Below are 13,752 nucleotides of genomic sequence, written 5' to 3'. Positions count from 1 at the left end.
ACTGCGTGACGTGCAAGGAACTCTCATGACAGAACGACTGAAGAACCATATGGCCGGCCAATGGATCGAAAGCAGCGGCCCCGGCACCGTGCTCGCCGATCCGATCACGGGCGAAGCGCTCGTCAGCGTATCGAGCGATGGGCTCGATCTCGAGCGGGCGTTCCGCTTCGCACGCGAAACGGGCGGTGCGCAACTTCGTTCGCACTCCTACGCAATGCGCGCGTCGATGCTTGGCGAAATCGCTACGGTCCTTCAAGCCAATCGTGAGGAGTACTACGCAATTGCGTTGGCCAATTCGGGCACGACACGCGGCGATGGCGCGGTGGACATCGACGGCGGCATCTACACCCTTTCGTGGTATGCGAAGAACGGCGCCGCCTTGGGCGACGCCTTCGCGTTGCGCGACGGCGCGGATACGCCGCTGTCGAAGGATCGATCGTTCCGCGTCCGGCACCTTTGGAAGCCGACGCGCGGTGTAGCCTTATTGATCAATGCATTCAACTTCCCTTCGTGGGGCCTATGGGAGAAAGCCGCCCCGGCGCTTCTCTCGGGTGTTTCCGTCATCGTCAAACCCGCGAGCGCAACCGCATGGCTCACGCAACGCATGGTCGCGGACGTCGTCGACGCGGGCATCTTGCCGGTAGGTGCACTCTCGATCGTCTGCGGCAGCTCGCAAGGCCTGCTCGACCAGGTCAGCCCGTTCGACGTCGTGTCGTTTACGGGGTCTGCCGAAACGGCGGCGACGTTGCGACGGCACGAGGCATTCGTCTTGCGCGGCGCGCGCTTGAACGTCGAAGCGGATAGCCTCAACAGCGCGATCCTCTGCGGCGACGGCGCCCCCGGCACCGAAGCCTTCGACCTGTTCATCAAGGAAGTCGTGCGCGAGATGACGGTGAAGTCCGGTCAAAAATGCACGGCGATACGCCGCGCATTCGTGCCGCAGGCTTGGCTCTCGGATGTCGTCGATGCGCTCTCGGCAAAACTAGCCAAAGTCACCGTCGGCAATCCGCGCAACGAATCCGTCCGCATGGGCGCGCTCGTGAGCCGCGCGCAACTGGCCAACGTCAAAGCGGGAATCGACGCCCTTGCGCAGGAAGCACGCCTTGTCTTCGACGGTGCGACGGTATCGCTCGTCGATGCCGACCCCGAAATCTCGGCTTGCATCGCACCATACCTGTTCGTCGTCGACGATCCTGACCGTGCGAGCCGGATGCACGACGTCGAAGTGTTCGGGCCTGTCGCGACCGTCGCCCCCTATCGCGTCGCAACCGAAGGCTTGCCCGAAGCGCATGCGGTCGAACTTGCGCGGCGCGGGGGCGGCTCACTCGTGGCATCGCTTTATTCGAACGACGACGCACGCGTGTCCCCCGTTGCGCTGGAACTGGCCGACACGCACGGACGCATCCATTGCATTACCCCCGCCGTGCGCGAAACGCAGACAGGACACGGCAACGTCATGCCGATGTCGTTGCACGGCGGCCCTGGCCGCGCAGGCGGCGGAACCGAGCTGGGGGGACTTCGCGCACTCGAGTTCTACCATCGCCGCGCAGCCGTTCAGGCTTCGTCGGTCGCGATCGAAGCCATGACTGGCGTAGGCATCGCGGATTCGCGCGAGTAGCACACAGAGGCAACCGCAAGCGCCTTCCGCAGGAAGTGACGGGGCAACCCGAGGATAAGGATGGAGACGAAGCATCATGGATACCCGCACGACATTGCCGCTTGGTTTCGAACAAGACGTTGCGCCGCCGCCAACGCAACTGAATTTCGCCGAACACGTGTTCGCGTTGAATCGATCGAGGGCGACCAAGCCCGCTTACATCGACGATCGTGGCGTGACGACGTATGCCGAGCTCGAAGCGCGCGCGCGCCGATTCGCATCCGTGCTGCGTGGGCAAGGCATTCACGCGGAAGAGCGCATCTTGCTCGCCATGCACGATAGCGCCGATCTGCCCGTCTGTTTCCTCGGTGCGCTCTATGCAGGCGTCGTGCCGGTCGTCGTCAATACCTTGCTGACGGCGATCGACTACGCCTATATGCTCGGCCATAGCCGCGCTCGCGCTGTCGTCGTGTCGGCACCGCTCGCGCCCATATTCATCGAAGCGCTCGCGCAAGCGCAGATCGATCCGTGCGCGCTGATCGTCTCGGAGCCCGGTGCGCGCGGCGATCCGCTCGCATCGAACCTCGATCTGCATACACTCATCGATAGCGCACCGTCCGCCGCAACCGGTGCGCACACGAACGGCGACGACATCGCATTCTGGCTCTATTCGTCCGGCTCGACCGGCAAACCGAAGGGCACCGTGCATACGCATGCGAATCTGTATTGGACTGCCGAAATGTATGCGAAGCCGATTCTCGGCATCCGCGAAGACGACGTCGGGTTTTCCGCGGCGAAGCTCTTCTTTGCATACGGGCTCGGCAACGCATTGACGTTTCCGCTATCGGTTGGCGCAACGACCGTATTGATGGCCGAGCGAGCGACCGCGGAGGCGGTATTCGCTCGCCTCGTCAGGCACCGCCCCACCATTTTCTACGGCGTGCCGACGCTCTACGCGAACATGATGAGCTACCCCAATCTGCCTGCTGCCCGCGAAGTTGCATTACGCGTTTGCACATCGGCAGGCGAAGCGTTACCGCGCGAAGTCGGCGAGCGGTTCGCCGCGCATTTCGGATGCGAGATTCTCGATGGCCTCGGCTCGACCGAGATGCTCCATATCTTTCTTTCGAATCGGCCCGGCGACGTCCACTACGGCACGACGGGCACGCCCGTACCCGGCTACGAAGTGGAGTTGCGCGACGAGAGCGGACACCCCGTGTCCGACGGCGACGTGGGCGACCTCTACATCAAAGGCCCGAGCGCCGCGCTCATGTATTGGAGCAACCGCGAGAAATCGCGGGCGACGTTCCTCGGCGAGTGGGTGAAGAGCGGCGACAAGTACCGCAAGCTGCCCAACGGCTGCTACGCTTATGCGGGCCGCAGCGACGACATGCTCAAAGTCAGCGGGCAATACGTCTCGCCGATCGAAGTCGAGATGGTGCTGATGGAGCACGACGCGGTGCTCGAGGCGGCCGTCATCGGTATCGAGCAAGACGGTCTCGTCAAGACCTGCGCCTTCGTCGTGCTCAAGCCCGATCGCGTGCCGTCCGATGATCTGGAACAAGAAATGAAGACGTTCGTGAAGCAGCGCCTCGCGCCGCACAAATATCCGCGCGAGATCCGCTTCGTCGACGATTTGCCGAAAACCGCGACGGGGAAGATTCAGCGCTTCAAGCTTCGCGAGCACACGCAACACTAACCGAAACAGTACGTACAGCCGCAACCGATCGATGAATACGACTTCCGCCACGTCGATGACCGACGACGTTCGATTCGCCTCGATTCCTGCAGATGCGCCGTGCGGCGCGCTGACGATCGAATATCAATGGCTCGATTCGGATCGTACGGATGCGCCCATTGCGCTGTTCCTTCATGAGGGGCTGGGTTCCATCGCGATGTGGCGAGACTGGCCGCAGCAGCTTTGCGATCGGCTCGGCATGCGCGGGCTCGTCTATTCGCGGCCGGGGTACGGGCGTTCGACGCCTCGCGCGCACGACGACAAGTGGCCGGTCGATTTCATGTCGCATCAGGCGTACGCCGTTTTGCCTGCCCTACTCGATACGCTCGGGATCGACGCAGCAGAACGGCAGCGCATGTGGCTGATCGGACACAGCGATGGCGGCTCCATCGCGCTGTTGTATGCAAGCGCATTCCCGCGGCAACTGCGCGGAGCTGTCGTGATCGCACCGCACGTGTTCGTCGAGGACATCAGCGTGCGGAGCATCGCGCAAGCGAAGGTGGCTTATGAGCAGACCGACCTGCGCCAGAAGCTGAGCCGCTATCACGCCGACGTCGATTCCGCTTTTTACGGCTGGAACGATATCTGGCTGAACCCCGCATTCAAGGCGTGGAATATCGTCGGCGAATTGGCGTCGATCGTCTGTCCTTTGCTTGCCGTGCAAGCGCACGACGACCACTACGGAACGATGGCGCAAATCGAAGCCATCGCGCAAGCGGTGAACGGTGCGCAGTTATGCAAGCTGGCAGGCGGTGGGCACTCGCCGCATCGAGAGATGGGCGAGGCGCTGAATGAAACGGTGGCGGCGTTTGTGGAACGATTCGATCGCGGTCGTGAATGACGAGGCGCTATCTTAGCGCGCGCCCGCTATCCTCAATGTCTCGCGCTTAGTTTGCCGCCATTTCGCAAACGTGAGCATCCCCGGCTCGATCGCGGTTGCATCGAGGGGCGTCAGGCTATAGAACGCCCCCTCCCAGTCGGGAATCGGCTTCAAATCGGTGGTCCGGACGTCGGATAAGCCCGCGCTATACGCTTCGTGCGGCCAGAACAGCGGCATGATACGGCGCTCGATCATCCCTTCGCGTAACCATTGCGGGCCGCCCGCATCGATCACGGTATCGCACTGGAAAGCCCATTCGTCGGCATCCCATGCAACGAAGGCACTTGGATTGCCCGTGGTGTCGAACATCAAGACCGCATTCTGGCCCGGGCGCCAGTAGTACTCGACAAAATCCTCCTGAATGGCCAGTTCATCGAGCAGCCGCACCACTCTCGGATCGCAGTACGTCGCACCGACGCCATGAACGCCGATCTGTCCTCTGAGCCTGCAATGCTTCTTCTTCGCATCCATCAACGCGTTGGCGAGCTTGGCCGGCATGTCGGCATCGGTCTTTCTCAGGTAAAAATCGATCAGCCCTGCGTTGAAGGCGTCGACGGCCTCTCGAGCGCCTGCAACGCCGGTCAGCAAGATTTTTGCGCACGCGGCATTCTGGATCGACGAGAGGAATCGGATGCCGTCGATCTCCGGCATTTCGTAATCCACTACAACGGCGGCGATGCCCTCGAATCGCGCCTCGTCGTCGAGCGGATCCTGACCGACGGCGTTACCGGGGCCTCTTTCCATCTCCAAGTATGCGTTGCCCGCCAATCGAATCCCGTGTGCACCACGATCGTGCGACGACATGAAATCGAGCGCCGCCCGCGGTTTCGTGAAAAACCGATTCAACTCCCGGTCGCGAACGATTCCCCGCAAACCGTCAAGAAAGTCCGCACTATCGTCGACAAACACGACGGACAAAGGATGAAACAGCGGCTGCCTGACAAAGGAACTCATATCAACCTCGGAAAAGAGAATTTTTGAGTTTTTATATCACTTCGAGCATTACCCATGCGGCAATGGCACATTACAGGCAGCTCGCGCCAATTATCCCGTGCCCAGCAAGAAATCCGCAACCCCTCCGCGGTCGCATCCTCGCCCTCGAATCGATCCGAATGCTAATTTTCACGTCTTGATCTCGAGTATCGGGGCGTTGCGATTCGATATGAACGGTGAAAATTGCGCATTCCCCAAAATTGGGCGAATGCGTCGCTACCGCCTGTAGCGGATTTTCCGAGGAAGTTTCCTTATGTTGACACGAGATGCAATCCCCCCTCTTCTTTCCAACGGCGCGGCGCTTCTGACACCAGGTTCGATCAATGTGGGAGCTGATAAAACATTTCATCACGTCATCGATATTTACCTCAAAGACTCGAACGCCTTCGCGAACACCTACTTTGCTAGATACTTCGAATGGCAGGGAGTATGCCGCGAACGCTGGTTTTACGAGTGCATCGACAACAACCTGCTCGGCGCGGGCGGTACGTTCATCACCAAGCGCGCCCATCAGGAGTATGTGCAAGAGACTTTCCCGTTCCAGAGAGTCGACTGCTACCTCAACACCGTCAAAGTCAGGCAATGTTCGGCCTATCTGCTGTTCCGGTTTTATGTCGATGGCCGCCCCGTTTCCATGGGGTATCAGCAAATTTTGTTTGCCGGGCCGGATAAACGGATACGTCGTTTCCCGGCCGGCGTCATCGACCGCGTCATGGAATATGAATTGACGCTACCGTCGGCGACAATCTAACGCAGGTAACTTACTCGCCGTCATACCGTTGCGGCGCGGGCGGCAGATCGTGTGACTCGCGGTCTGCCGCCGACTCGGGTTGCGACAAATGCAGCGTGAACGACGTCCCCACGCCCAGTTTCGACTCACATGAAATACGGCCGCCCAATGCTTCGCAGACGCGGTAGCAAAACGTCAGCCCAACGCCCGCGCCACGGCCGTGGGCCTTGGTGGAATAGAACGGGTCGAAGATTCGCGGCAACACGTCGGCGGCAATTCCCGGGCCGCTATCGCTGAAATGCAACACGCAGAAACGGTCGCCACGATGGGCACTAATCTCGATACGTCCCTTGCCGGCAGAGTGAATGGCGTGAATCGCGTTCTTCAGTAAGTTGAACAGCACGAATATGAGTAAGGAATCGGAGCCGAAGAATTGAATGTCCGGCCCGATCGCCGCAACGGACACGAGCGAGCGTTCGTCCGCGCGAAACGGAAAGCGATCGAGCGCCGATTCCACGCAAGCGTTGATCGAATGAGCGGCAAAGCTTCGCTTATCCAGCCGGCTCAACGTCAGTGAGGCGAGCGACATTTCGATCACGGTAATGGTGCTGTCGACTTGACGCCGGATAGCGGACGCGAGAGCCGGAACCCTTTCGGGTTCGTCGAGCATCGAAAGTCTGTCGCCGCACAATCGATGCTGCACCGCCAACTCGTATCCATGCATCAGTTCAGGAAGCACATGGCGCAACTCGTCCGCGTGCAGACCTATCGCGGCCAGCGGCGATGCGACCTCGTGCGCCACGGTCGCCAACATGAGGCGACGCCCCATCAGGCCAAAACGGATGATGGATACCGCGAGCATGCCGAGACTGACGGCGATGAAGATCACACCGAGCGGATAAAAATCGAAGCCGTAGTTGACCGCATAGTCGGAGGCGGCCAGAGAATACAAAGCAAGGCTGATCAAACACAGATTCAGCAATTTTCGAGAACTCGAGGCTTTGGCCTGACGCCTTGCCCTGAGCAACAGCCAGGCGCTACGACCTGCGAGAAAGATGGTCTGCGCTACATGAATCGGATGGAGGCGGCCGGCTTTGGGATAGTAGCCGAAAGAATGCGTACTGAAGCCATTGACGACCTCATTGCCCATTACCAACAAGATTGCCAGGACCACGCACAAACCATAGGAAACCAGCAACAGTGGCTTTTCATTGCGGCATGACGCGACTTCTTTCACAAAGTGATAGAAGGTTGTCGGCAAAAACAAGATGAAGAAGTAGCCCGTTTTGACGAGCAGCCCGGCAATGTGCGGATTCGTCGTCTGAAAAAGGAAGGCCCATGCTCCTTGCCAAACGAACGTCGTCGCACACATGGCAATGAATGGGGCCGATATGCGTGTCAGCCCCCCAGCCACCAGCACATAGGTGCCGAATCCGAGAAATAACGCCGATACGAATGCAGGCAATAACGAGTACATGGTACGTGTTCGCGATTCCAGTATTCCTGCGTGCGCATCGATCCATCGAGCGCCGTTCTCGGCCGGAGAGCGGGCGTATCTTTGCCGTGCGCGATTGGGATCGTTAGCAGGTGTTCGCCGCCTTTATGCCGGAACCATTTCTTCCTTTCTTTTCCGACATTCGATCCGATCGAAGCGGTGATTTTAGCGCATCGAGCGCTTCGGTTCGCATGAATGTTCATCGCGGCGACGCAATCTGTGCGAAAGCGCTGGAAACGATAGGCACATCGCGGGCCTACCGTGGCTATACGTCAGAGAGGGAAAGGACAAGAATTCTTACCAGAACGGTCAGTATTTTTTAGAGCAAGCAATCTATTACGATCAAGCGATCTCATCTGGCATCGACGAATGGGAAATCTTTTATCAATGCGTCATCTTCAATGCCACGCGAACCACTGCCGGCATTCGCCGACGATCCCACGCCTGAACACGAGCACGCAGCCCACGAACATCACACCCGTCAACAAGCTCACCGATTCGCCAAGCCCCTGAAACCAGGCGACGTGCGTGGCCTGCGCGAGCCATGCGCCGAACGGCGCGAGCTTCGACTCCATCCCGACGACGATCACCGCGCCCACGACCGGCCCGAGAAGTGGAAGCGCGCCCACGCTACGCTGCTTGCGGCATCCTGCCGCTTTGCCCTCTACTTCATCGCAACCCAACGTCCCTTGCCATCGAGGCTCGCATACGGCTCGAACTTGCCGTGCCGAACCGTCACCGCCATAAAAGTCGGCTTCGTCCTGTCGCCCTTCTCGTCGAAGGCAATCTCACCCGTCGCACCGTCGTAGCGCTTGAGTTTGTGTAGCGCCGCGGTGATATCTTCCGGTTTGGTCGATTTCGCGTCTTTGATCGCCCGCGCCGTCACGCCGACCGCATCGTACTCGTAGATCGAATACGGGCCCGGCGCCTGCTGATAGGCCGCTTCGTAGGCCTTCACATACCGCCTCGCGCCCTGACTGGTCATAAATTGCGGCAACGGCGAGGTCGTCACGATCATGCCTTCGACAGCCGCCCCGCCATGCGCGATGAGCGACGGATCAGCCGTGCCGTTGCCCATGAAGTGCTTGATCGTCGGCTTGACTTCGCGCAGGTTCGCGGCAAGCACAGCGGCCTCGGTGTAGTAGCCCGTGAAGTACAACACGTCGGGCTTCGAATCGGCTGCGGCCTGGACGACGTCCCGATAGTTTTTCTGGCCAGGCGTGATTGCATTGTCGTAGACGACCTCGACGCCGTCCTGCTTGAGCGCGGCGACGGTGCTTTGCGCGAGCCCTTGCGAATAGGTCGTGCCGTCGTTGATGACGGCCGCTCGCTTCGCATGCAGCAGATCCTTCATCAGGCTCGCGACATACCCCCCCTGTTTGTCGCTTCTCCCTATCGTGCGAAACACATCTTGCCAGCCGTGGCTGGTTAGCGCCGGATGGGCCGAAGCGTCGAGCACAAACGGAATGTTCACCTCGTGCAAAACGCGCAGTTCAGGCAACGCGGCACTCGAACAGTAGCCGCCCACGACCGCCACGACACCCGCCGTGATGAGCCGGTTCGCTGCGTTCGCAGCCTCGTCGGGATTGCAAGCGTCGTCTTGCGGCATGAGTTCAAGCTGCTTGCCGAGCACGCCGCCGCCGGCATTGATCTGTGCCACGGCCAGCTTTGCCCCGTCGACGATGTCGGTACCCGAGCCTCGGTAGCTTCCGGACAACGGTACCGGCACACCGATCTTGATGATGTCTTGCGCTCGCACAGCCTGGGGTGGAAATCCGAGCGTCAAGCCAATCGTCATCGCAGCCGCGAGCGACGCGATACGGCACCGTTCGAGCGATGCGAATCGGCATACACCGGATAGGCGGAAGGTGTAGGTATTTCCGACACTCATTTCGCGACTCCTATTTCTATCGATGGTCCGCATCTGCCCGCACGTGCGAGAGCGCGCAAAGCGCTACAAACAACGGGCAATTCGGTGGCATTACCGTTATAGTCCGATAAACGCAAACTTGCGCAACGTTTCGCCGGGCCTCGCCTACCTATGACGGTTACGTACTCGCTGCAAAGATAAGGCTTTGCGTTCCAGCGTTTTCAACTCGATCTCTTGAACGACGCTCCTTCCCGCCCAGAACCAACAAAATAAGCCGGCAATGAGCAAAAGCGAAGGGAATACGAAGCCCCACGCGTCAGCGTTGGCGACCGCGGCATTGCGCTGTGCGAGTTCCGGACGTGAAGGCGATATACGAAGCAGCTTGATTCCGGGTGCGTGGCAGTATTGCGCCGTGACCGCTGCTACCTGAATGGCATCGACCGGCTCCCGCGGCGGCGTGCCGTCTACGGGCCAAGTTTCCGCATAATGCTCGCGCAGACCTTCGCCATAGCTCCATGCAGCAGATATCTGCCAGTACTTTCGGTGCCGGCCGACATCGATCGACAGATCGCAACGATCTAAACGAGCTTCTTTCACGGGCCAGTGACGCGCTTGCATGGCACCTACCGCATTGGCCAAGCCGTCCGCGCCCGCGGCCGATAGCCCCAGCCCCAATACGAACAGCATGGCGAGCGCGATGTATAGCAGCACGGAGGTCGCTGCGGGCGGAGGAACATCAGCTTTCATATTGTGTTGACGCGAGCACTAGCTTTCACGGCTGGAGATGGCCTTCGAGCATGGGATTGTGTCCTTCCAAATCATTCCGTGGCGAAGCTTGCCCATCCCTATCCCCAGATGATGCCGCGATTATGGGGGCAGCCTTGAAAGGCGGCAAGAAGCGAGCAAATCGGTAGATGAAGCGACTAATCCCGCTACGGACGCCAAGGCGTAACCGCACGTTATGTCGGAGAGACCTCGATATCGCCTAGTTTTTTGTTCCGCCTTTAGCCCGTATGCCATCGAGGGAAGCAGGTGCATTTCGCCGTGACGTCATGCCCTTTTCTTGCTGACCTGACGATCGTCTCAATGCGCCCGGCGGCGCACCGTGAATGCGCTTGAATACGCGTGTGAGATGAGCTTGGTCGGCAAAGCCCGTAGCAGCCGCCGCATCCGCTAGCGGCATGCCGTCCACGATCAGCGTCTTTGCTTTGACGGCGCGCCAGTTGCGCAGCCAGGTCTCGGGTGGAAGTCCATAGCGCCGCGCGAACTGCTTGCTCAACGTCGTGCGATGCATACCCCAACGGCGCGCAAATTCGCTCACATCAGCTTTCGGTAAATCGCGGTGACTGATCGATGCTTGCAGTTGCGCACACGCATCGACTTCATTGGGTACGCGTGCGACATCGCGTGCCGGCATGGCGTGCTTTGCGAGTAATTCGAACAACGCGACCGATATCTCGACTTTGCGTGCCGCATCCGTGAGATCGGCACGTGTAAGTGCCGCGGCCCAGCGATTGCACAGCGATTCGTCTGTCATGACCACATCGGTGAATCGCACCTGCGCACCATGCGTGAGCGCTGCGTGCGCGTCGAACCAATCGGGTTGGAGATACGCCATGCCATAGACGAGCGGATCGGCCGATGTGCCACCCGTATGCACAGCGAGCGGTGGTATGGCGACGAGATCGCCTTGCCGCGCAACGTGAACGACGCCGTCGCAGGAGAACGTGCAACTGCCTGCGGCGATTGCCCCGATCGACCAAGCATCATGGAAATGAGGTTCGAAATGGTATGCCGCGAGGGCGGCCGTCATGACTTCGCCGGGCAACGCCGTGCCGCAGTACCAAGTGAAACTCGTCATCGCCATGATGTCTCCCGCTGAGCCATTCCGTAGCCGTCGACGCCGTCGATTGCCGAGCGGGCAAGCAGCCGTGCGTTGCGCGGATTATCGCCTACCCGGCGCACCGCGTAAGGCCTTTTGTAGCGTGGTCATCGTCCCTGCGCCGTGTAGTCTTCGATCACTTGCAGATCGTCGACCGTCAGCGAAACGGACATACGGAACCCTTGATCGACGGATAAAGGCGTGAAGGCCGCGAGTTCCAAGCCAGGGTGATCGAATAGCGTGAGCGATGCGTGGCCGATCATCGGGTTTTCGATCGACACATCGCGCGCCCGCAACTGCACGAGTTCGTGAACCGCCGGGTCATCGTGCCGGCCGGCGCTCAAACGCGGAAAGTGACGAACGTTGAAAACCGAAGCGAAGCCCGGGTCGGGCAATCGATGGCTCGGGCATTCCAGTGTGATTTGCGCCTCCGCGACACGGCGCTCGCGAAATGTCAGTGCGGCGCCGAAGCACCCTCCGGCCGACGCCGACGGCTCAGCGGGTGAGCGCATGCCGTAACTGCGTGTCATACCCGTTCGCCCGAATTGCTTCGGCCAGCCTTGAATCAAACCTCGCATTAGCGCGAGATCCTGATCCACCCAGATATACGGGCAAAACGACACGTTCGCACCGTCGCGCTCGCAGGCCATCAGCAAAATGGTTTCGCGATACTGGCTCGATAGCGGATCGAGATATTCCAGTCCGGTGTCCGTGGCAAATTGCCAATCGCAAAAATAGAGCGCGCAGCGGCCGGCGCGTTCACCGCTCGCAAGCGTCAGACCGGGCGGCAAATACGCGGCAATGGCTTGCGCATCGGCTCTGAATTCAACGGCGAGCGCTTCGCCCGTGTAATGCCACGGCGGTCGCGGCGCAAGCGATGAGCGCCCATCGGGCGTGCGGGGTAGCGAATAACCTTGTAGCATACGACCTCCTTGGGGATAAGGAGGCCAGTATCGTCAGGTGAGATTGGGAAGTCTTGAACGCTAGTGACGGTTGATTCTGCCTCGCATCCTCGCGTTCACCGCAGCTTATGCATGAATGGCTTGAGCGCCGGGTAGAGCCCGGTATAGACCTCGAAACGCTCGGCATACTGTGCGAGACACGCCGCATTCGGCCGCGCGCGCTCGATAAGCTTGGACCATCCCCTTCGCGCGGTTTCATCGGAAACGAGCCCTGCGCCGATCGCAGCCAATAGCGCCGCTCCCATGGCGGCCTCCACTTCCTGCTCGATCGTGAAGACCGGATAGCCGGTGACGTCGGCAATGATCTGCATCCAGAGATCGGAATGCGCCGCACCGCCGACGACGATCAGTTCGTCGTCGAGCGTCTGCGTGCCCTTACGGCCCGCCTCGATGTTGTGCTTGAGTGCGAACGCCACGCCTTCGAGCACCGCGCGGTACAAATGCGCGCGCGTATGCACGAGACTGAGGCCGACGAACGCGCCGCTTGCCTTCGCATCCCACACGGGACTGCGCTCCCCCATCAGATAGGGCAGGAACGTCACGCCATCCGAGCCTGGCGGGACGTGTGCGGCCGCTTGCTCCAGCAACACATGCGGATCGCCGTGCGGCAACGCGCGCGCCGCTTCGATCTCCGCCTGGCAGAACTGTTCGCGATACCACGTGACGGACGCGCCCGCCGTGATCGCCCCGCCGAACACGTACATATCGCGCCGGCCGTTAAACACGTACGGCATGCTGACGAGGCCGTGCCGAGCATCGACTTCCTGATTGATATAGCCCCAGCACATGCTCGTGCCGATCATCGCGACGTGTTGTCCCACACGCGTCGCCCCCGCGGCAAACGTCGCCACCGCCGCATCGACGCCGCCCGCGACGATCGGTGTGCCCGCCGGCAAGCCGAGCCGCGCGGTCCATTGCGACAGCAGCGTGCCGACAACCTCCGTCGATTCGACGAGCCGCTCGGGCATCATCGTCGCCGGAATGCCGAGCATGTCGAGCATCACGTCCGACCAATCGCGCCGCGCGCAATCGTAGACGCCGCCGATATTGCCCGCGGAACTATGATCGACCGCGATTTCGCCCGTCAGCAGATAGATCACGTAGGCATTCGGCGGGAGAAAGTAGCGCGTGCTCGCCCATACGTCGGGCCGATTGTCGCGCAGCCACAGCATCTTCGTGAAACCGTAATAGCTGTCGACGCCATTGCCGGTAATCGCAAGCAACGGGTCGACATCCACGTTTTCGCGCACCCACTCGACCTGCGCGGTCGCGCGGCGATCCATCCAGATCAGGCACGGATGCAACGGCCGAATGTCGTTGTCGACCGGGATCCCCGATCCGCCGTACAAGCTGCTCACGCAGACGGCGCGAATCGCCGATGCCTCGATGCCCCGCTCGCGCGCGGCTTGAACGCAACGTGCGATGCATTCTTGCACCGCATCGAACCAGACCGAAGGCCATTGTTCGGCCCATAATGCCTTCGGCGTGTCGGGCTGATAGCTGGCCGAATGCCCTGCGACGATCGCGCCGTTACGATCGACCAGCAGCGCCTTCGTGCTCTGTGTGCCGATGTCGACGCCAATCACGTATTCCATGGGGCCTCCG

13 protein-coding genes are annotated in these 13,752 nt (G+C 60.5%); 5 read left to right on the top strand and 8 right to left on the bottom strand.

Annotated elements, in window-relative coordinates:
• Positions 1 to 25: 25 nt before the first annotated feature.
• The 3 genes from J3485_RS07090 to J3485_RS07080 all read left to right on the top strand — a co-directional run bounded on the left by J3485_RS07090 (position 26) and on the right by J3485_RS07080 (position 4,176).
• Positions 26 to 1,618: a 3,4-dehydroadipyl-CoA semialdehyde dehydrogenase gene (locus tag J3485_RS07090; protein WP_206951806.1), complete on the top strand. Its 1,593-nt coding sequence runs from the start codon at positions 26 to 28 to the stop codon at positions 1,616 to 1,618.
• A 76-nt stretch (positions 1,619 to 1,694) separates the two neighbouring features.
• Entirely contained in the window at positions 1,695 to 3,296 is a 1,602-nt protein-coding gene (locus J3485_RS07085; protein WP_206951805.1) for a benzoate-CoA ligase family protein, read from the top strand.
• 31 nt (positions 3,297 to 3,327) lie between these two features.
• A complete protein-coding gene (locus J3485_RS07080) occupies positions 3,328 to 4,176 on the top strand; it encodes an alpha/beta fold hydrolase (RefSeq protein WP_206951804.1) in 849 nt (282 codons plus the stop codon).
• A 12-nt stretch (positions 4,177 to 4,188) separates the two neighbouring features.
• Here J3485_RS07080 and J3485_RS28830 read toward each other — a convergent pair whose 3' ends face one another.
• Positions 4,189 to 4,605, bottom strand: coding sequence for a hypothetical protein (locus J3485_RS28830; protein ID WP_242538510.1), 417 nt, complete (start codon positions 4,603 to 4,605; stop codon positions 4,189 to 4,191).
• A 30-nt stretch (positions 4,606 to 4,635) separates the two neighbouring features.
• On the opposite strand from J3485_RS28830, the gene J3485_RS28825 reads away from it, so the two are divergent.
• A complete protein-coding gene (locus J3485_RS28825; protein ID WP_242538509.1) occupies positions 4,636 to 5,196 on the top strand; it encodes a hypothetical protein in 561 nt (186 codons plus the stop codon).
• A 265-nt stretch (positions 5,197 to 5,461) separates the two neighbouring features.
• Positions 5,462 to 5,959, top strand: a complete 498-nt coding sequence (locus J3485_RS07070) for an acyl-CoA thioesterase (RefSeq protein WP_206951802.1) — start codon at positions 5,462 to 5,464, stop codon at positions 5,957 to 5,959.
• 10 nt (positions 5,960 to 5,969) lie between these two features.
• On the opposite strand, the gene J3485_RS07065 is transcribed toward J3485_RS07070, so the two are convergent.
• From J3485_RS07065 to J3485_RS07035, 7 genes are all read right to left on the bottom strand, one after another.
• Positions 5,970 to 7,415 carry a sensor histidine kinase gene (locus J3485_RS07065; protein WP_206951801.1) on the bottom strand — a complete coding sequence of 482 codons (1,446 nt, stop codon included), beginning with the start codon at positions 7,413 to 7,415 and terminating at the stop codon, positions 5,970 to 5,972.
• 416 nt (positions 7,416 to 7,831) lie between these two features.
• Positions 7,832 to 8,062 (bottom strand): hypothetical protein, encoded by a 231-nt coding sequence (locus J3485_RS07060; RefSeq protein ID WP_206951800.1) that lies wholly within the window; start codon positions 8,060 to 8,062, stop codon positions 7,832 to 7,834.
• A 35-nt stretch (positions 8,063 to 8,097) separates the two neighbouring features.
• Entirely contained in the window at positions 8,098 to 9,324 is a 1,227-nt protein-coding gene (locus tag J3485_RS07055; protein ID WP_206951799.1) for a branched-chain amino acid ABC transporter substrate-binding protein, read from the bottom strand.
• A gap of 144 nt (positions 9,325 to 9,468) precedes the next feature.
• Positions 9,469 to 10,050 (bottom strand): hypothetical protein, encoded by a 582-nt coding sequence (locus J3485_RS07050; RefSeq protein ID WP_206951798.1) that lies wholly within the window; start codon positions 10,048 to 10,050, stop codon positions 9,469 to 9,471.
• A gap of 238 nt (positions 10,051 to 10,288) precedes the next feature.
• Entirely contained in the window at positions 10,289 to 11,170 is an 882-nt protein-coding gene (locus J3485_RS07045) for a helix-turn-helix domain-containing protein (RefSeq protein WP_206951797.1), read from the bottom strand.
• 122 nt (positions 11,171 to 11,292) lie between these two features.
• Positions 11,293 to 12,108 carry an acetoacetate decarboxylase family protein gene (locus J3485_RS07040; protein ID WP_206951796.1) on the bottom strand — a complete coding sequence of 272 codons (816 nt, stop codon included), beginning with the start codon at positions 12,106 to 12,108 and terminating at the stop codon, positions 11,293 to 11,295.
• Positions 12,109 to 12,203: 95 nt separating this feature from the next.
• A complete protein-coding gene (locus J3485_RS07035; RefSeq protein ID WP_206951795.1) occupies positions 12,204 to 13,742 on the bottom strand; it encodes an FGGY-family carbohydrate kinase in 1,539 nt (512 codons plus the stop codon).
• Between the last annotated feature and the right edge of the window lie 10 nt (positions 13,743 to 13,752).

Origin of the sequence: Trinickia acidisoli, from assembly GCF_017315725.1 — a bacterium.
Lineage (GTDB): Bacteria > Pseudomonadota > Gammaproteobacteria > Burkholderiales > Burkholderiaceae > Trinickia > Trinickia acidisoli.
The sequence above is the reverse complement of the archived record's forward strand: the minus strand, read 5'-3'. Positions and strand labels throughout refer to the sequence as shown.